Source organism: Dickeya sp. MK7 (assembly GCF_000406305.1).
Taxonomy (GTDB): domain Bacteria; phylum Pseudomonadota; class Gammaproteobacteria; order Enterobacterales; family Enterobacteriaceae; genus Dickeya; species Dickeya fangzhongdai.
In genome coordinates, this window is sequence record NZ_CM001984.1 from 3537881 (window position 1) to 3557034 (window position 19154).

Annotated in this window: 21 protein-coding genes; 8 read left to right on the forward strand and 13 right to left on the reverse strand. The window is 55.8% G+C overall.

Annotation, left to right across the window (positions count from 1 at the left end; translation table 11 throughout):
- Positions 1-158: 158 nt before the first annotated feature.
- Positions 159-866: a hypothetical protein gene (locus DXXMK7_RS15215; protein ID WP_038919830.1), complete on the forward strand. Its 708-nt coding sequence runs from the start codon at positions 159-161 to the stop codon at positions 864-866.
- A 90-nt stretch (positions 867-956) separates the two neighbouring features.
- Here the strand turns inward: DXXMK7_RS15215 and DXXMK7_RS15220 are convergent, their stop codons facing one another.
- Positions 957-1730: a DUF3750 domain-containing protein gene (locus tag DXXMK7_RS15220; protein ID WP_038919832.1), complete on the reverse strand. Its 774-nt coding sequence runs from the start codon at positions 1728-1730 to the stop codon at positions 957-959.
- Between the two features lie 401 nt (positions 1731-2131).
- On the opposite strand from DXXMK7_RS15220, the gene DXXMK7_RS22365 reads away from it, so the two are divergent.
- Together DXXMK7_RS22365 and fabV are read left to right on the forward strand one after the other, a co-directional pair.
- Positions 2132-2383, forward strand: a complete 252-nt coding sequence (locus tag DXXMK7_RS22365) for a TetR/AcrR family transcriptional regulator (RefSeq protein WP_038919833.1) — start codon at positions 2132-2134, stop codon at positions 2381-2383.
- Between the two features lie 37 nt (positions 2384-2420).
- Complete coding sequence (gene fabV / locus DXXMK7_RS15230) at positions 2421-3617, forward strand: enoyl-ACP reductase FabV (RefSeq protein WP_038919834.1); 1197 nt, start codon at positions 2421-2423, stop codon at positions 3615-3617.
- A 139-nt stretch (positions 3618-3756) separates the two neighbouring features.
- Here fabV and DXXMK7_RS15235 read toward each other — a convergent pair whose 3' ends face one another.
- Positions 3757-4254, reverse strand: a complete 498-nt coding sequence (locus DXXMK7_RS15235; protein ID WP_049842599.1) for a substrate binding domain-containing protein — start codon at positions 4252-4254, stop codon at positions 3757-3759.
- A 71-nt stretch (positions 4255-4325) separates the two neighbouring features.
- On the opposite strand from DXXMK7_RS15235, the gene DXXMK7_RS23185 reads away from it, so the two are divergent.
- Positions 4326-4448 (forward strand): hypothetical protein, encoded by a 123-nt coding sequence (locus DXXMK7_RS23185; protein ID WP_256379660.1) that lies wholly within the window; start codon positions 4326-4328, stop codon positions 4446-4448.
- Between the two features lie 115 nt (positions 4449-4563).
- On the opposite strand, the gene DXXMK7_RS15240 is transcribed toward DXXMK7_RS23185, so the two are convergent.
- The 8 genes from DXXMK7_RS15240 to DXXMK7_RS15275 form a co-directional block, all read right to left on the reverse strand.
- Positions 4564-5538 carry an AraC family transcriptional regulator gene (locus DXXMK7_RS15240; RefSeq protein WP_197724564.1) on the reverse strand — a complete coding sequence of 325 codons (975 nt, stop codon included), beginning with the start codon at positions 5536-5538 and terminating at the stop codon, positions 4564-4566.
- A gap of 59 nt (positions 5539-5597) precedes the next feature.
- Complete coding sequence (locus DXXMK7_RS15245) at positions 5598-6614, reverse strand: AraC family transcriptional regulator (RefSeq protein WP_038919837.1); 1017 nt, start codon at positions 6612-6614, stop codon at positions 5598-5600.
- A 26-nt stretch (positions 6615-6640) separates the two neighbouring features.
- The gene (locus tag DXXMK7_RS15250; RefSeq protein WP_038919838.1) at positions 6641-7702 is read right to left on the reverse strand and encodes an NAD-dependent epimerase/dehydratase family protein; all 1062 of its coding nucleotides are present in this window, start codon (positions 7700-7702) and stop codon (positions 6641-6643) included.
- A gap of 310 nt (positions 7703-8012) precedes the next feature.
- Complete coding sequence (locus DXXMK7_RS15255) at positions 8013-9182, reverse strand: MFS transporter (protein ID WP_038919839.1); 1170 nt, start codon at positions 9180-9182, stop codon at positions 8013-8015.
- A 158-nt stretch (positions 9183-9340) separates the two neighbouring features.
- Positions 9341-10270, reverse strand: coding sequence for a LysR family transcriptional regulator (locus tag DXXMK7_RS15260; protein ID WP_038919840.1), 930 nt, complete (start codon positions 10268-10270; stop codon positions 9341-9343).
- A 58-nt stretch (positions 10271-10328) separates the two neighbouring features.
- Entirely contained in the window at positions 10329-10559 is a 231-nt protein-coding gene (locus tag DXXMK7_RS15265; RefSeq protein WP_127353468.1) for a hypothetical protein, read from the reverse strand.
- A 29-nt stretch (positions 10560-10588) separates the two neighbouring features.
- Positions 10589-11596, reverse strand: coding sequence for an NAD(P)-dependent alcohol dehydrogenase (locus tag DXXMK7_RS15270; protein WP_038919842.1), 1008 nt, complete (start codon positions 11594-11596; stop codon positions 10589-10591).
- Position 11597: 1 nt separating this feature from the next.
- Entirely contained in the window at positions 11598-11804 is a 207-nt protein-coding gene (locus tag DXXMK7_RS15275) for a hypothetical protein (RefSeq protein WP_038919843.1), read from the reverse strand.
- An 87-nt stretch (positions 11805-11891) separates the two neighbouring features.
- On the opposite strand from DXXMK7_RS15275, the gene DXXMK7_RS15280 reads away from it, so the two are divergent.
- The gene (locus DXXMK7_RS15280; RefSeq protein ID WP_049842601.1) at positions 11892-12308 is read left to right on the forward strand and encodes a helix-turn-helix domain-containing protein; all 417 of its coding nucleotides are present in this window, start codon (positions 11892-11894) and stop codon (positions 12306-12308) included.
- 408 nt (positions 12309-12716) lie between these two features.
- On the opposite strand, the gene guaA is transcribed toward DXXMK7_RS15280, so the two are convergent.
- Both guaA and guaB read right to left on the reverse strand, forming a co-directional pair.
- Positions 12717-14294: a glutamine-hydrolyzing GMP synthase gene (gene guaA, locus DXXMK7_RS15285; protein ID WP_038666867.1), complete on the reverse strand. Its 1578-nt coding sequence runs from the start codon at positions 14292-14294 to the stop codon at positions 12717-12719.
- Between the two features lie 87 nt (positions 14295-14381).
- Positions 14382-15845, reverse strand: coding sequence for an IMP dehydrogenase (guaB, locus tag DXXMK7_RS15290; protein ID WP_038919844.1), 1464 nt, complete (start codon positions 15843-15845; stop codon positions 14382-14384).
- A gap of 171 nt (positions 15846-16016) precedes the next feature.
- Here guaB and xseA point away from each other — a divergent pair, with 171 nt between their 5' ends.
- From xseA to DXXMK7_RS15305, 3 genes are all read left to right on the forward strand, one after another.
- On the forward strand, positions 16017-17402 hold the full coding sequence (gene xseA, locus DXXMK7_RS15295; protein WP_038919845.1) for an exodeoxyribonuclease VII large subunit: 1386 nt from the start codon (positions 16017-16019) through the stop codon (positions 17400-17402).
- 91 nt (positions 17403-17493) lie between these two features.
- Positions 17494-18543, forward strand: coding sequence for a M4 family metallopeptidase (locus DXXMK7_RS15300; RefSeq protein ID WP_038919847.1), 1050 nt, complete (start codon positions 17494-17496; stop codon positions 18541-18543).
- Positions 18524-18892, forward strand: a complete 369-nt coding sequence (locus DXXMK7_RS15305) for a protealysin inhibitor emfourin (protein ID WP_038919848.1) — start codon at positions 18524-18526, stop codon at positions 18890-18892. Before DXXMK7_RS15300 ends, DXXMK7_RS15305 begins: the two co-directional genes overlap by 20 nt.
- A gap of 14 nt (positions 18893-18906) precedes the next feature.
- Here the strand turns inward: DXXMK7_RS15305 and DXXMK7_RS15310 are convergent, their stop codons facing one another.
- A complete protein-coding gene (locus DXXMK7_RS15310; RefSeq protein ID WP_038919849.1) occupies positions 18907-19143 on the reverse strand; it encodes a zinc ribbon domain-containing protein in 237 nt (78 codons plus the stop codon).
- Between the last annotated feature and the right edge of the window lie 11 nt (positions 19144-19154).

Genomic DNA, 19154 nt, shown 5'->3' on the forward strand with positions numbered 1-19154 from the left:
CCCACGTGAAGTCGGTATGACGCCATCGGGTAATAATAAGGCGCAGAAAATAAATACCGCGCTATTGTCCATCATCCCGCCCAGGTTTCTTCCCCCGTTCGCCGATAGAGTCACATCTCCAATCCACAATTCACACCTTAGGTGTTATGGAGTAAACAATGCCAATCAATGGCTGGTATACCGGTGATGCTGATAATGTGATGGATAATGGCAATATCAACGGCTGGGCGGATCAATCAGGCCAGGCGTTTGGTAGCAATCTGGGCGGCGGCGTACATAGTTACCAGTTTGGCCCCGTCATTAATCACTATGGAACCTGGGGGCAACTGATTTATGTCAATCAGGCCAGTTTAGTCCCCCCGGACTGGAACAATCCCTCCGGTCTGAATGGCTGGATGCCTGCAAACCCCGCGCCGGACAATTCAATTTGGATTCAGGGCCATTTGGTCAATGGCGAATGCGGCGGGCAAAGCAACCACGCCACCTATCTGACCCCAATATCCCATAACGTCAACATGTGGCACGCAGGGTATGAAGCGGTGCTACAAAGACTGGTTAATCGGGGAGCCGCTACTGGCGTCAGCGTGTCGCAATTTAACCCCAACGGCCTCGCAAATTGCCGGATCATTTATCGTACTCATGGATTACCCCCCCGCGCTGGCAGTCAGGTGCCCGATGGTATTTGCGTCAGCTTGGGCATCGTCATCAATGGGGTCATGAAAAACGATGCGGAAGTCACACAGGAGTTTGCGCATGGCACAGGTAAGCAGCGCTGGTTTGCTGACCGCTACTATACGTCGTCGGGTAAGGATGACCGTAACAAAATCATTGAAATGGTTGGGGGGACGCTGGTTCAGTACCCCTAAAAAAGCGTCCTGATACGTATGCCGAATCGGAGCTGAACGCGAATGTATCCACATATTGTCGGTGGATACATTCTGGGTCAGGCATGACGGTCACCCTTCGTGCGTTTTGGTATTGTCATACCCCAGGCGGCCGATAAACGGCAAACGCAGCGCCGGCGGGTTGAAATCCACCCCCAGGTTGGCCCCCAGAATGTTGACTTCAACGCCCTCCTCCACGCCCAGCGTCAGGCCCAGTACGCCCAGCAACGACACCTGCACGCCTCTTCCCGAGGGCGGCAACCCAACCGGATGCGTTAACGCCCGAAAATCCTTACCGATGGCGTTGGCTGGCAGATCCAGCTTCAGTTCCGGCACTTCCCGGCCGATATGCGCCATAAAGGTATTGCTGTTGGGGCCGGGCCAGGCGTGATAGGTATGCGGCCAGGGGTAACTTTTGATCGCCGCCTCTATCTTCGGGATCATCTCTGCCGCGCTTGCCCCGCGATGTTCAACCAGCAACCGCGGCGTTGAACCAAACCAGAATCCGTCAGGGACGGTATAGTTACGGCGGATCACATCATCGCCGCCCCAGCCGATCACCTCATAACGCTGGTAGCGGGTTTCCCCGGCTTGTTTGACGATGATCCAGGGGTGAACCGCCACCAGCCCGCGCCAGCCGTAGGTGGGCGCGGTATAAACCTGTACGATCGCGGTATCGCGTAAAGCCGCCGGATCCGGCGCCACGCCGGCCGAATCGCGCCGCGACGCCCAGATGTTTTTTCCGGATACTCGTTCTGTGCCCCACGTGGCCTGCGCCAGGCTTTGTCCAAACGACAGGATCAACACGCCGATAAAAACGAAGCCCACGACTTTGAGGTAGTGCATTGATGGGGTTTCTCCATGAAACGCGGGGGAATTAAAGCAGATTAAGCCTATCGCGCCGCGCTGTCTAACCACAACCGCAACAGCCGAAGCAGAACGGGCGACAGGAAATACAAGCGGCAGTTTTCCCAAGCGGCTTACCGCCGCCACCGCGATTCACGCAGCGGTATTGCTCCTGTAGCAACCGGAGCGATATCCGGCAGTAGTCTGATTTATAAAAAATAATTCCCCTTTCCTTTACGATTGCCTCGCCCCAGTCGTATCGCTATAGCGCTGCACGCATTGAATCGAACTAAACGGTACGGTACGATCCGGAAATTCCGTGTTCAGCTAGTCATGTTCAACTGTCCGTGGTCAATTATCCGTGTTCAACGCTCTGAGAGGGCAGAATGGAAACCCCCAGTATGCAAACCGATGCAGCCAATCTACATGGCGTTGATACACGGGCCAATCACGGCGAGCGTCGTCCTAAAGCGCGGCACGTTCTGGAAGCCGCGCGCAAAATATTCCTGACCGATGGTTTCAGCGCCGCCACGACAGACATGATTCAGCGCGAGGCGCTTGTTTCCAAATCAACCGGTTATGCCCATACCAAAATAAAGAACCCCTGTTTATCGCCATGCTGTAAGCATGGCGACTGTCGGTTTCTTTTTTAGTGATAAGACAATATCTAAATTACTCAGGAGAATATCTATGGTTATCAAACCACGGATTAAAGGTTTCATCTGCATTACCGCCCATCCAGCTGGATGTGAAGCCAACGTCAAACAGCAAATCGATTATGTCACCGCCAATAATCTCGTCGCGAATGGCCCCAAAAAGGTGCTGATTATCGGCGCCTCTACCGGATATGGCCTGGCGGCGCGCATCACCGCCGCATTTGGCGCCGGTGCGGACACCCTCGGCATCGCATTTGAACGCCCGGGAAGCGAGAGTAAACCGGGAACCGCAGGGTGGTATAACACCGCTGCGTTTGAAAAGTTTGCCCACGAGAAAGGGCTTTATGCCAAAAGCATCAACGGCGATGCGTTTTCCGATGAGATAAAAACGTTAACCATCGACACCATTAAACGTGACCTCGGCCAGGTCGATTTGGTGATTTACAGCCTCGCCGCGCCCAGACGTACCCACCCCAAAACCGGTCAGGTCTATTCATCCGTGTTAAAACCGATCGGAGCCGACGTTCGTTTACCGGGCATTGATACCGACAAAGAACTGGTGAAAGAATTCGCGCTCGAAGCGGCAACCGCAGAAGAGATCGAGAATACGGTAGCGGTGATGGGGGGCGAAGACTGGCAAATGTGGATAAGCGCGCTCAACGAAGCCGGCGTATTGGCTCATGGCGCCAAAACAACGGCGTTTACTTATCTTGGCGCGGACATCACGCATGCCATCTACTGGAATGGTTCAATCGGCGCCGCTAAAAAAGACCTGGATAAAAAAGTATTAAATATCCGAGAAACATTAGCTGATATCAGTGGGGATGCCTACGTATCCGTACTGAAGGCCGTCGTCACCCAGGCCAGCTCGGCGATCCCCATCATGCCGCTTTACTTGTCGTTACTTTTCAAAGTGATGAAAGAAAAGGGAACGCATGAGGGATGCATCGAACAGATTTACGGGCTTTTCAGCGATTCGCTGTATAGCGCCTCCCCCATTATTGACGCCGAAGGCCGCCTGCGTACCGACTATAAAGAACTGGCCACGGACATTCAGGCTTACGTCAACCAACACTGGCACAATGTGACTGCCGATAATCTTTATCAGGTCACCGACTTTGCCGGTTATAAAGAGGAATTTCTGCGGCTGTTTGGTTTTAATATTGACGGGGTGGATTACACTGAGGATGTCAATCCGAACGTCCTCATCCCCAGCCTGAGTGAGAAATAATCTATTTCTGACAGTCTTAAATCGGGGCGACGCGGCTGCGCGATAAAGCCGTCGAACCCCGTCAGAAGCGATGTAATCCCGGTTGCCGTTGATGTGCAACCGGGCAGGAATCAGCATCAGGTCGCGGTATTTCGCTTCATTATCTGGATTTTTTGGCTGAGCCCGTTCCCAGCCGTTCCCGCAGGAATTCAATGAAACGCTGCGTTTTCGCCGGCAACAGCCGTGTTTCGGTCAGCGCATAGACGGATACCGGCGCCCCCTGCCATTGCGGCAATATGCGTTGCAGTTGTCCCATAGCCACATCCTCGGCGACCACTTCCTCCGGCAACAGCACAATCCCCTGACCAAATACGGCAAGACGCCGGATCATGCCGACGTTATTGAGCACAAATCTCCCGCTTACCGTCACTTCGGCATTTTCCGCCGTTGCGGGATGATTCAAATTCCACAGGCCATTTTTCGGAAACCCCAGACATTCATGCCGCCCGAGCTCATGCGGATGCGACGGCTCGCCGGACGCCGCCAGATAGCGGGGCGAGGCATACAGGTAAGCCGGCAGACTCGCGAGCTGGCGAGCAATCAGGTTCGAATCCTTTTGCTCTCCGATACGAATGGCGACGTCAAAAGGCTCCGCCACAAGGTCAACCCGCCGGGTATCGCTATCTGGTCACTGAGCTCAACCAGCTAGGACTGGCGTACCTGCATATCATGGATCAAGGCAATGAGGCGCTGCTGAAGGATATGGAATCCTACGGACAGATGGTGCTGGCGAACCCGGATTTCGTCGAGCGCCTGCGTGCCCATGCGCCGATGAACGATGCGGGACGGTAAGATCCCCGGCTGCATCTATGTCCTGTATTTTTAAAAGAACGCCCGCAAATCCGTTAACGCGATCCTGCCTGTTTTTTGCCTGATCCTCTGGCGGCGGGAAAATATCGGTATTGCGTCATCGGCGCAGGGACTTGATATCCTGCATGGGGGAATTGCCGAACATACGGCGGTACTCCCTCGTAAATTGCGACTGGCTTTCATAACCCACGTGGATCGCCGCCGTACCGGCATCCGCTCCCTCAATCAGCATCAGTCTCCGTGCTTCCTGCAATCGAAGATGTTTTTGATACTGGAGAGGCGTCATACCGACCGTTGCACGGAAATGGTGGTGCAATGTAGAAACGGCCATCCCCGCCGCCGAGGCCAGTTGTTCTATGCGAAACGGTTCCCGAAAATGGTGTTTGAGCCAGGCTATAGATTGCCCAATCTGGAAACCATGACTGTCTGCAAAGGCCATCTGACGAAGGCGCGGGCCTTGTTCTGAAATTAACAGCCGATACAGGATCTCGCGTTGAATCTGCCCGGAAAGCACAGGAATATCGTCTGGACGATCGATAAGACGCGCCAACCGTAAAACCGCATCCAGCAGTTCAAAAAACGTCGCGCCGAGTCCTATTGCCTTCGCGGGAGAATGGGTCAGCGCGAGCGGCAGGTTCATATCCACCATTAACTGACGCACAACGACCAAATCAATATTCAGCAGCAACGATAAATAGGGCTGTTCCGGACTGGCTTCAATCACTCTAGCTACCACCGGAAGCTCAAGCGAGTTAATCAGGAAGTGGGACGCATCGTACTCATAAGGCTCCTGACCCAACACGACTTGCTTGCGGCCCTGAACCACAATGGAAAGATTGGCTTCGTACATGCCGGCGTGCGGCACGGTCGGCCGCAGGCTCCGGTAGAAACTGAGCCCCGGAATTCCGGTAACCTCCTCCCCTTCGTCCGGCACCCAGCGGGTACATCCCTCAATCAGAGCCGTCAGGGGAATACGCATGTCATGAGGATGGCATACCGACTTGATGATAAATCTCCTGTGAATGAAATAAGACGATCTGGCTACAGGGGCGAACCGGTTCACGATCACCATCCGACGCCAGCCGTGAAAAAAGAGTCTATCTCGCTACCGCCGCTGTATTGGAACAGGCATCAGGTTGTCTTTACCGCATCAGCGGCCACGCGATACCGGTACTCCCCTGGGGTCACGCCAGTCCACACCTTGAAGGCTCGGATAAACGAGTTGGCATCCCGAAACCCGAGCAGAAAGGCAATTTCGCCTTGCGAAATACTAAGGTGACCGAGGTAGTGTTGCGCCAGTTGCTGGCGGGTGAGGTTCAGAACTTCGGTGAAGCTGGTCGATTCTTCGCTCAGTTGCCGCTGCAACGAGCGCCGACTCATCGCCAGACGTTTTGCCACGACTTCGATCGAGTACTCTCCGGCAGGCAAACTTTCAAGCAGCATCGCCTTGACGCGGTCGCGCATCGTCGCCATCGCGTCCAGAGACGACAACCGCTTGCGTAAGCCGGGTTCGAAATGCTTCCACATCGGCTCGTTCTCGGTAAGAAACGGCCGGACGCCATCCTGATGCGAAAAAGAGACGCGGATCGCCGCCCCTTTGCGCGGCAATACACCAAAATAATCGACATAGTCATCAAGGCGCTCAGGAATAGCCGGCAGAATCACCTCTCGCGGAACCACCCGATGACGCGTGCCCAGCCTGACCAATTGCGTGATGAAGACCAGCTCGCCGAGCGCCAGACTTTTCGGAATCTGCCCCTCGTTCCCGTAGCACTCCAGTGTTACGGATGTCTGTACGGGGCCGACATCGACCGTCAGGATCAAAGGACCGACAAGTCTCTTGAACGAAGAGATGCGTTGCATGGCAACATTGAGATTGGGGCTGCACAGGCTCGCGAAAATCGGAGGATCGAAGGCTTCGACGGAAATCGCCTGCCCAACCTTGAGCGGCAACGCAACCGCCCCGGCCGAATCCTCAAGGGCTTGCCACAACTGAAAATATTGTGCGGCGGTGATGCTTGCCTCCTTACGGGAAAGCAAGTCCGCCGGAAGGCCGGCCAAGCGCAGCACATGATCGGGATTAAATCCCATATCACACATCAGCAATCGCCAGCCGGGCTGAACGTAAAAGTGCGTGGCGCGTTTCATCTCTGCTCTCCCCAAACAACGGACACTTAATACCCAGGAATCTGGTTGCTATCGATCATCTGCTGAAACATATCCTGAATTGATATTTGCAGCGGCCGGTAAACCATCATAAGCTCGCGAACGCTCTTATTGGTATCCGCCTGCCATGAATATCCAACGTTGCGGGACACGAACTTACGCGTGGTGCTCTTGTCGGCCAGCGGGGCGACCAGCCAGACCAGCCATTTGGGCAGAATGCGGCGCGGAATGGGGTAAGCCTGGTATTTCGGCAGCAGCGCGCGGGCAATCTCCGGAAGCGAGGTATTGTGCCCGGAAATGATGAACCGCCCTCTGGCGCCAGGCAGGTAAGCCGCCCGCAGGTGGGCTTCGGCCAGGTCCCGCACATCGACCACGCCACAGCCGATATCGGGAATACCGGCTTTCATTCGCCCGTTCCCCAACTGTCGCACCACATTGAAACTCTCCGAGGTGCCATACGGATTGGTCCCCGGGCCGATAACCAGGCTTGGATTGATGACAACCAAATCCCAGCGCAACTGTTTTGTGGTGATATCCCAGGCGTCACGCTCTGCGACGGTCTTGGAATAAGAATAGGGAACATGTTCCAGCGACGAACTGGTATTCCAGATCTCCTCCGTCAGAATGTGATTCGGCGTATTCTCGATATCGGCATTATCGCCGTAAATCGCCGCGCAGCTGCTGGTCAGAACAACACGTCTGACTGACTCGACCTTGTTGACGGTTTCCAGCACGTTTCGCGTCCCAAGCCGGGCCGGATCAACCAGCTCTTTCTGGGGATTGCGAATATCGAGCTTAAACGGGGACGCGGTATGAAACACGATACCGCACCCCTTCATGGCTTCCGCATACGACCCCGGTTCAAGCAAATCCGCCTTGAAGAAGCGAAGCGTACCGGGTTTGCCTGCCGCCATATCATTCAGATGCCCGATCTTCCGGACATCGTTCGGGTCTCGCACGGCGGCGTGAACGGTGATGCCTTCTTCCAGCAGGCGCTTGACGAGCCAGCCGGCGACATAGCCCGTTGCGCCGGTTACCATAACGGGTTTGGTTTTATCGATGTCGAGCATGATGAATTCCTCATAGTGTGATGCATGCCAGGCGGCCACGTGTCAGCCGGCAAACTCTGAGGACATTCTCTCTCGTAATACGCGCCAGAACACTCGCAGTCCGCGCCAGGTGATATGCAATGTGCGCCAATATTCTTCAGCGCGCGCCAGAGTGGCGATTCCGGCGGTGGTTTTCAGAAGAGACTTTCGCTCCGCGTCATCGCGCCTGCCTCAGCATTATCCCATTGAGGATTCGATGTCAGGGTTCTGCGGGAAAGCCATTGCTTTCGCAATGGCTTTCCCGGTGATCACAACCTCTGCGGCGGCGTCTTCAGCACTGCTCGGCAGTATGGCCTGTTTTATCCGTCAGGCCGGATAAAACGGCAAGGATAAGCGCGATGGCAGACAGTACGGCACCGGCCCAGTTCGGTGACTGCAAGCCAAAGCCGGCGGCGATGACGGCTCCGCCAAGCCATGCGCCAACGGCGTTCCCGAGGTTGAAAAGCCCAATATTGACGGCAGATGCGAGAGTCGGCGCACCGGCTGCCCTGGCTTTATCCATGACCAGTTTCTGGATAGGCGAAACGGTCGCGAACCCAAAAGCCGCCATCAGAAAAATACAGACAGCAGAGATTATCTGGCTGTGAACGCTGAAAGTAAAAATCGCCAGCACCACCGCCTGCGCCGCCAGCGTCACGTAAAGCATGGGCATTAAGGCGCGATCGGCATATCGCCCGCCCAGTTGGTTGCCGACAAACAGCCCCAAACCGAAGAGCAGCATCAGCCAGGCCAGGCTGCTTTCACGGTATCCAGCCAGCTCGGTCATCATCGGCGCGATGTAGGTTACGGAGGTGAAAAAAGCCCCCGGTCCGAAAATGGTGATCCCCATTGCCAGCAGTACGTTGACGTTACGAAATGCATAAAACTCCTGGGCAAAATTCTGGTTTTCCGGCCGGGGCTGATGCGGAATAAGCGTAACCACGCTGATAGCCGTTATGGCCCCGATAACAGCGATAACCATAAAAGAGTCGCGCCACGAAATGTGCTGCCCAATCCACGTCCCGGCTGGTACGCCTATCAGGTTAGCCAGCGTCAGTCCCATAAACATGAATGCGATTGCCCTGACGCGTTTAGAGGGAGCAACCATGTCTGCGGCGATAATTGAGCCAATACCAAAGAAGGCGCCGTGCGTCATGGAGGTGATGATCCTGCCCAGAATCGCCATGCTCATGGAAGGGGCAAAAGCGGTGATGAGGTTACCCGCTACAAACAGCAGCATCAGAAAAACGAGCATGGCTTTTCGCGGTACTTTGGCTCCCAGAACAATCAGTGCCGGGGCGAAAACAAACACGCCCAACGCATAGGCGGTTGCCAGGTTGCCGGCAACGGGAATGCTGACGCTAAATTCTTTGGCTATAACGGGGAGAAGGCCGGCAATAATGAATTCAGTGGTTCCGATACCGAATGCACCTATCGCCAGAGCCAGAAGAGCTAATGGCATAACAAATATCCTGTTCAGAAAAAACTGCCTGTACCGACACGCGGGGTGACATACCGGTAAACCTGCGTATCGGTGCAGGCAGCAACGGAAATGACAGAGTAAAAGTTTATGTAAAGGTGATAAACATCCCAAAAATCGCCTGAGTGTAGATATGAATTCTACCTTAACGGTCCGAAGTGTCCGTCTTCGGCTTTTTTAAGTAGCTCATCGACGATAAGCCGTATCTTGGGGAAAAGGTGTTTTGTTCTGGGCCAGACGATGTTCAGTTCGACGGGCTCGGGAGTGTATTCAGCCAGGAGAGGCACGAGAAGGCTCTGCTCAAGATACCGGATAACCATAGCCTCCGGGAACTGAGCTATTCCTGCGCCAGCCAGGCAAGCCTGAAGTTTCGCATCCCCGTCGCTGATCTCATGGGCCGTGGCTGACACGAAACGAATTTCCCGCTGGTCTTCAGTCCTGAAACGCCAGGCAAGCGGCGCGCCCCGCCGATATCCCATAATGCAGCTGTGCTTTTTCAGGGACTCCACATCGGCAGGTTCCCCGTAGCGTTCAAGGTAGGCCGGCGCGGCGCACAGAATGAGCCGCTGTCTGCTGAGACGCCGAGCAATCAGCTCATCGGTACTTTGCAGTTCGCCCAGACGCAGAATCAGGTCAATCCCCTCCTCCACCGGGTCAATCAGCCGATCGTTAAAAGTAAGAATGAGTCGCAGAGCAGGATAGCGGGCCAGAACATCCAGCAGCACCGGCATCATCAGATTTCGACCAAATGAGGCCGGCATGTCTATACGCACCGAGCCGGCAGGCACTTCCTGCTTTCTGCACAGCGCGTGTTCAGCCGAGTCCAGAATATCCAGCGCCGACAGGCAACTTTTCAGATAAGCCTCTCCATCACTCGTCAGGCTCAGCTTGCGCGTGGAGCGGTGAAAGAGCTGGGTACCTAGTCTTTCTTCAAGCCGGGCGATGCTTTTTCCTACCGCAGATTTGGTAATGCCCAAGTGTTCGGCGGCTTCAGTAAAACTACGGGACTGTGCCGCGATAACAAAGTTGGTAATACCCCGCAAGGATTCTGCTGAAAACAAGGTAGCCATAAAGTTGACTCATTGATGGAAAAGCGTGAGTTTATCAATCTCTGACTCTACACCAAGCTTAAATCATCGTGGGATTATGCTGGATCATTTCCTTACCCCAGAACGTTTCAATCTTCCCCAGATCCCGCTCGACAAACAAGGCATGCATATAATCGATCACGCGCTGCCTGTTGCTAGCGGATTGACTTGCTTTCACTGACGGAGACACTGTCGACGCCGGCGGTTCACCGGCTTGCGCTACCCCACTGAACAGGCTGGCAAACGACATGGCGATGATCATTTTTTTCATCAACGAATGTTTCACTGTAGTAACGCCCATCAGATTTCAAGGACAATCTTGCCAAAGTGACCGCCTGCCTGCTGCAAACGGAAGGCATCGGCAATATTTGCCAGCGGGAAAGTACGATCGATGACAGGCTTGACGCCAATCACGTCAATCGCCCGCACAAGATCCTGTTGATGCTGACGGTTGCCAACGATGAGCCCTTGCAGGCGTTGCTGACGAATCAGCAACTCGGCAGTCGGCACCACGCCGTTAGTGCCGCTCAACACGCCAATCAAGGCAATATGCCCACCGACGCGCCCAGCCTGGATGGATTGCGTTAAGGTTCCGGCACCGCCAACTTCAATAACGTGATCAACGCCTCGCCCATTGGTGATGGCCTGTACGCTCGTCCCCCACTCGGGGTCTTTGCGGTAGTTGATCAGATGATCAGCTCCCAACTGCTGCACACGGGCCAGCTTTTCATCGGACGACGACGTTGCAATGACCGTGGCGCCCAGCGCCTTGGCAAACTGCAACGCGAAGATTGAAACGCCCCCCGTACCCATGACGAGGACGCTGTCGCCAGCCTTGATCTGACCATTAACCACCAGAGCACGCCAGGCAGTCAGGCCTGCGGTGGTCAGCGTCGCCGCTTCAACATGACTGTAACCCAGAGGAGCGCGGGTAAAAGCGGTGGCTGGCATGACGACGTATTCACGCGCAAAGCCATCGACACCATCTCCCGGCGTTGTCGCAAAACCTGCGACGGTGGGCACTCCATCCAGCCATTGGGGGAAAAACGTTGAAACCACGTGGTCACCCACGGCAAATTCAGTCACGCCGTCTCCGACAGCCTCCACGATACCTGCCCCATCAGACATGGGAATACGGTTATCCGCTACCGGCATATGACCACTGACGACACCGAGGTCATGGTAATTGAGCGAACTGGCGTGGATACGGACCCGGATTTCACCCGAGCCTGGCAATCCCGGATCGTCCATTTCCACAATACGCAAGCCATCAAGTCCACGTGCTGCATTAGAAACAACTGCTTTCATGTCAGATCTCCTCCAACCAGGTTTGATTAGCATTCAGCCAGTCGCTGAAAGTTTGCGGTGCGATTCCGGTGATTTGCTGGAAATCGTCCGTGACCGTAGCAACACGACCGGCGGCAACGATGCCGGAGATCGGAATGGCAAGTGTTTCACTAAGATGATGAAGCACCCGTTGACCAAGATGGCCGGAGGCGCCGGTAACCAGAATCATGATGCGTTCCTGTGTGGTTGTTTTGACTGAGGCGCAAGTGTATATTCCTAACTAACTTTTAGAAAGTACATACAAAAAGGTAAGTATATGAGTGATTTGCCAGTTTTTCAGACCGATGGCCTGCAACCTTCATTATCAGAGCAAGTCCGTCGAGGCGAATTGCAGACCGTGGATTGCCCTTCAAGAGAAGTACTGAAGCACATGACGAGTCTGTGGGGGGTACTCATCCTACTGGCTTTACGCGGTAGCACACTGCGCTTTAGTGAGCTGCGACGGCGTTCACCCAAAGTGAGTGAGAAAATGCTGGCGCAAACATTGCAATGCCTGGAGATGGATGGATTCATCCACCGTGTTTCCTATCCAGTCGTGCCGCCTCATGTCGAGTACAGCCTGACGCCTCTAGGTTCAGAGGCCGCAGAGCAAGTGTCGGTTCTTACCGACTGGATAGAAACTCACTTGCATCGTGTGATGGACGCCAGACGGTCAAATGGCATAGGGGAATAAAGCAAAGCCCAGACTAAAACCGCCAGGTCAACGCAATGCTATGTCACAAGAGGAAATGGACGGCTCGCTTGTCAGGGGGTGGCGGTACCGGCAGTCGATACCATGACATACATGCCGTTCCGGTCGGAAACCTTTACGGCCTGGCTTTGGGCTTGAGAGTACGCAGTGCGGCGTCGGAGAGCATCACGCCTAACTTCGGGAGGGAATGTTTACCGTCACGACCGAAACAGAATCAATCATCAACGGCAGGGTGTTAATCCGGGTCTTTTGGCTTACCGTCGCCTCTACCGCCAGCCGGTTCTGCTGACTGGCGGTAGCCACCGATAGTCACCGCAATCAATTTAATGAAGAATCAAACTGTTGTGGTGATTTTTCGATAGTTGGCGATAGTTTCTGAAGAAACTTGGATCATTCCCACTCGATCGTAGCTGGCGGCTTGCCGGACACGTCATAGACGACCCTTGAAATCCCGTCGACTTCGTTGATGATGCGGTTGGAGACGCGGCCGAGGAATTCGTACGGCAGGTGCGCCCAGTGCGCGGTCATAAAGTCGATGGTTTCAACCGCGCGCAGTGAAACGACCCAGTCGTATTTGCGGCCGTCGCCCATTACGCCGACGGAACGCACCGGCAGGAACACGGTGAATGCCTGGCTGACTTTGTCGTACAGGTCCGCTTTGTGCAGCTCTTCGATGAAGATAGCGTCAGCACGGCGCAGCAGATCGCAGTACTCTTTCTTCACTTCGCCCAGTACGCGCACGCCCAAACCCGGCCCCGGGAACGGATGACGGTACAGCATGTTGTACGGCAGGCCCAGTTCCAGACCAATCTTGCGCACTTCGTCTTTGAACAGCTCTTTCAGCGGCTCAACCAGCCCCAGCGCCATGTCGTCCGGCAAACCGCCGACGTTGTGGTGCGATTTGATGACGTGCGCTTTGCCGGTGGCGGAAGCGGCGGACTCGATCACGTCCGGATAGATGGTGCCTTGCGCCAGCCATTTCACGTCGGTCAGCTTACCCGCTTCTTCGTCGAACACGTCCACAAATACGCGGCCGATGGTTTTGCGTTTGGCTTCCGGGTCGTCAATGCCCGCCAGTGCGGACAGGAAACGCTCTTCCGCCGGCACATGGACAATGTTCAGGCCGAACTGATCGCCGAACATCTCCATCACCTGCTCGGCTTCGTTCAGGCGCAGCAGACCGTTGTCTACGAACACGCAGGTCAGGCGATCGCCGATGGCGCGGTGCAACAGCAATGCGGTCACCGAGGAATCGACACCGCCGGACAGGCCGAGAATCACCTTGTCTTTACCCACCTGCACGCGGATGCGTTCAACTGCGTCGTCGATGATTTTTGCCGGGGTCCACAGCGCCTCACACTGGCAGATGTCGCGCACAAAACGCTCCAGCATACGCTGGCCCTGACGGGTGTGGGTCACTTCCGGGTGGAACTGCACGCCGTAAAAACGTTTTTCTTCGTTAGCCATGATGGCATACGGGCAGGTGTCGGTGCTGGCAACGGTCACGAAGTCAGCCGGGATGGCGGTGACTTTGTCGCCGTGGCTCATCCACACATCCAGCAACGGCGCGCCGCTGGCGCTGACGGCATCCTGAATGTCGCGGATCAGCGCGCTGTTGGTCTTGACTTCCACCTGTGCATAACCGAACTCACGCTCACTGGAGCCTTCGACCTTGCCGCCCAGTTGCATCGCCATAGTCTGCATGCCGTAGCATACGCCCAGTACCGGCACGCCTGCCTGGAAAACATATTCCGGCGCGCGCGGGCTATTGAACTCGGTGGTGCTTTCCGGGCCGCCGGAAAGGATGATGCCATTCGGGTTGAACTCGCGAATCTGCGCTTCGGTGACATCCCATGCCCACAGTTCGCAGTATACGCCCAGCTCACGCACGCGACGTGCCACCAGTTGCGTGTATTGCGAACCGAAATCCAGAATAAGAATGCGATGTTGATGAATGTTTTCTGTCATGAGAGGCGTATTCCACTACGGAGCGAAAGAAAAATTGAACCCGGCAAGTTTACCGGGTTCGTAACATTAAATCAGCCGGTAACGCGCTTAGCCCATGCGATAGTTCGGCGACTCTTTGGTGATGGTCACATCATGAACGTGACTTTCCTGAATACCGGCGCCGCTGATGCGCACAAATTCGGCTTTGGTGCGCAGCGCGTCGATGGTCGGGCAACCGGTCAGACCCATGCAGGAGCGCAGGCCGCCCATCTGCTGATGTACGATCTCTTTCAGGCGGCCTTTATAAGCCACGCGGCCTTCGATACCTTCCGGCACCAGTTTGTCGGCAGCATTGTCAGACTGGAAGTAACGGTCGGACGAGCCTTTGGACATCGCGCCCAGAGAGCCCATGCCGCGGTAAGATTTAAACGCGCGGCCCTGATACAGTTCGATCTCGCCCGGCGATTCTTCGGTGCCGGCCAGCATGGAACCGACCATCACGCAGGCGGCGCCGGCGGCGATGGCTTTGGCGATGTCGCCGGAGAAACGGATACCGCCGTCGGCAATCACCGGAATGCCGGTGCCTTCCAGCGCGTCAACCGCATCGGCAATCGCGGTAATCTGCGGTACGCCCACGCCGGTCACGATACGGGTCGTACAGATGGAGCCGGGGCCGATACCCACTTTCACCGCGCTCACGCCGGCTTCGGCCAGCGCGCGTGCGCCGGCGCCCGTCGCCACGTTACCGCCGATGATCTGCAGCTCCGGGTATTTGGCGCGGGTTTCGCGGATACGCTGCAACACGCCTTCGGAGTGACCGTGCGAGGAGTCGATCAACAACACGTCCACACCGGCGGCGACCAGCGCGTCGATACGCTCTTCGTTACCGGCGCCGGCGCCAACTGCTGCGCCCACGCGCAGACGACCGTGTTCGTCTTTACAGGCGTTCGGCTTACGTTCAGCTTTCTGGAAATCTTTTACCGTGATCATCCCGACCAGACGGAATTGCGCATCCACCACCAGCGCTTTTTCGATGCGGCGCTCGTGCATTTTCTGCAGCACCACCTCGCGGGCTTCGCCCTCTTTTACCGTCACCAGACGTTCTTTCGGGGTCATGACCGCGCTGACCGGGCGGTCCAGATCGGTGACGAAACGCACGTCACGACCGGTGATGATACCGACCAGCTCATTGCCTTTCGTTACCACCGGATAACCGGCGAAACCATTGCGTTCAGTGAGTTCTTTCACCTGACGCAGCGTGGTTTCCGGGGTTACGGTCTGCGGATCGACCACCACGCCGCTTTCATGGCGCTTCACGCGGCTGACTTCTTCCGCCTGGCGCTCAATCGGCATGTTCTTGTGAATAAAACCGATGCCGCCTTCCTGCGCCAGCGCAATAGCCAGCCCGGACTCGGTCACGGTATCCATTGCGGCGGACAGCATGGGAATGTTCAGACGGATGCGCTGAGTCAGTTGCGTGCTCAGATCGGCCGTGTTGGGCAGAACCGTGGAATGGGCTGGAACGAGGAGAACATCATCGAAGGTCAGAGCTTCTTTAGCGATACGTAACATGGCAATATCTCACCGGAAATGGGATGGGAATTAGATAAAATATTGCCGCGGCATTATACAGGGCGAAATCGATTGCCTCCAGTATTTTTTTATAAAAATGCTTGCGAACCGCCCACTGACCGGTAGTATTGATGGATTAACTCTCTGTTTTACTATTTGATCCGGGTCACAATGTCCTCATTGCCGTCATCCGCCATATTTACCGTCAGCCGCCTGAATCAGACGGTAAAACAGTTGCTGGAAGGTGAAATGGGCCAGGTCTGGCTCTCCGGTGAAATATCCAATTTCTCCCAGCCCTCCTCCGGTCACTGGTACTTTACGCTGAAAGACGAGCGCGCTCAGGTGCGTTGCGCCATGTTTCGCACCAGCAATCGGCGAGTCACCTTCCGACCGCAAAACGGGCAGCAGGTGCTGATTCGCGCCACCATCACGCTGTACGAACCGCGCGGCGACTACCAGTTGCTGGCTGAAAGCATGCACCCGGCAGGCGACGGCCTGCTGCAACAGCAATTCGAGCAGTTGAAACAGCGCCTGTCGGCGGAAGGGCTATTCGATCAACAGTACAAGCAATTGCTGCCCAAACCGGCGCGTCAGGTTGGTGTCATTACCTCCGCCAGCGGCGCGGCGCTGCACGATATCCTGCATATTCTGCAACGGCGCGACCCTTCGCTGCCGGTGGTTGTCTACCCGACGGCGGTGCAGGGCGTGGATGCGCCGGTTCAAATTGTGCGGGCCATTGAGCTAGCCAACCTGCGTCAGGAATGCGATGTGCTGATCGTCGGCCGCGGCGGCGGATCGCTGGAAGACCTGTGGAGCTTCAACGATGAGCGGGTGGCGCGAGCTATTTTTGCCAGCCGCATCCCGATTGTCAGCGCAGTCGGTCACGAAACCGATGTGACCATCGCCGACTTCGTGGCGGATCTGCGCGCGCCGACGCCTTCTGCGGCAGCGGAACTGGTCAGCCGTAACCAACTGGAGTTGCTGCGGCAGATTCAGTCTCAGCGCCAGCGGCTGGAAATGGCGATGGACTACTATCTGGCGCAACGTCAGCAGCAATTCGTCAGGTTGCAGCATCGGCTGCATCAGCAACATCCGCAACTGCGTCTGGCCCGCCAGCAGACACAATTGCTTCGCCTGCGCCAGCGTCTGGACGAAGCCATCCAGTTGCAACTGCGTCAACAGACTCGCCGTCAGGAACGTGTTGTCCTGCGGCTACGGCAGCACCAGCCGCAACCCCGCCTGCACCGTGCGCAGCAGCAGGTACAACAGTTGCGCTACCGCATGCAATCCGCGCTGGAAAAGCAACTTAATCAGCATAAACAACGATTTGGCGAAGCCTGTTCCCATCTCGAAGCCGTCAGCCCACTGGCAACGCTGGCCCGCGGCTACAGCGTCACCACCGCCCCGGATGGCAAAGTCATGAAACACACCGCTCAGGCCATCAGGGGCGATATCTTGAAAACTCGGCTGCAGGATGGCTGGGTAGAGAGTCAGATCACTGAAATCAAAAAAGAATCTACTAAACCGCGCGTCAGACGCCAGACGAAAAATATTTAGTGATTAGGCTATACTTATCGTGTCATAACTGTGATAGATCAGTGTTGATAATATGTTGCAAACCATACTGCAAGGCATAAGGAGATGAAGTATGCAATCCGCCCGTAACATCATTCCGCCCTATATTCTGCATCGCATTATCAACAATGGATCGGATGAGGAACGTCGTTGCGCGCAACAAACTCTGATGCACGTGCAGTCACTGATGGTGGCCCCAGTCATCCACCCCGATGAACATGAGGAACACCCTGCCGGCAAGATACAGCGCAATATCTACGACGCAGAGCACCAGCAGACATTGCCCGGCAAACGAGTACGGACGGAAGGTCAGCCGGGAAATGGCGATATCACTGTTGATGAAGCCTATACCTATCTGGGCATTACCTATGACTTCTTCTGGAAAATCTTCGGTCGTAACTCTTTGGACAACAAAGGATTGCAGCTGATCGGCAGCGTCCACTACGGCAAGGATTACCAGAATGCGTTCTGGAACGGGCAGCAGATGGTGTTTGGCGACGGCGACGGCAAAATCTTCAATCGTTTCACTATCGCGCTGGATGTGATCGCCCATGAGCTGTCGCATGGCGTGGTGGAAAGTGAAAGCAACCTGCTGTACTTCCGCCAGTCCGGCGCGCTTAACGAATCACTCGCGGACGTGTTTGGCTCTATGGTCAAACAGTACTACCGCAATCAGAAGGTACAGCAGGCGGACTGGATTATTGGTGAAGGACTGCTGGCCGACGGCATCGATGGTAAGGGCCTGCGTTCCATGGCGCGTCCCGGCACCGCCTATGACGACCTGTTGCTGGGCACCGACCCACAACCTGCCCATATGCGGGATTTCGTCAATACCCGCGAGGACAACGGCGGCGTACACCTGAACTCCGGAATTCCCAACCGTGCCTTCTATCTGGCGGCTATGGCGCTGGGCGGCTACTCCTGGGAAAAAACCGGGCGTATCTGGTACGACGCCCTGTGCGACAAAGCGCTGCCGCAAAATGCGGATTTCTCCATCTTTGCCAGATTTACCGTGGAACACGCCAAAAAGCGCTTTAATGAAGCGGTAGCCGACGCTGTGCTGCGTGCCTGGCATCAGGTCGGGGTCGACACGGGAATTCTTAATGAGCACGAACAGGAATAACCTGCCCGATTTGACGGATGATGTGATTATTGAACTGGCGCGCGAGGGCGGTTTCGCCTGGATCCCCAGACTGGCCGGCCTGCGCCGCTTCGCGCTGGCCGAAGTCCCCGCCGCCAAGAAGGAGAAACTCTGCGCCATGCTGCGTGACGTTCTGCCGGCCGCGCAGCAACCCGGTCAGCCAGACTCTCCCGGCCGCGGAGATCAGTTCTACTACCGTATCCATATTCACTACTGCAATACGCCGGATACCCGCCAAACGGACTGGGTATTGCTGATCCCCGAGCAGAGCGCGCCATCAGAGCTGGAAGCCTTGTGGCGCAATGGTCTGGACGACGATCAAACCTCCTGACGGCTACTTAGAGCCTATCCCAATAGGCTCTTAGGCTGGTAACGAATGACCACGCGGGAACGTGAAATCAGCCCGTGGCCGTCGGCGCACAGATAACTTTCCGTCCCACAGGCGCGCAATACCTGCAACGGCTGTTCGCATTGCGGACACAGCGCCAAACGCAGCAAATCTCGCTGGCAAGCCTCACAACGGTACTGTTCATTGCCGCGCCACACCATCGGCTGCTGACACTCGGGACAATAAGCGTCCATCGCCCTTCTCC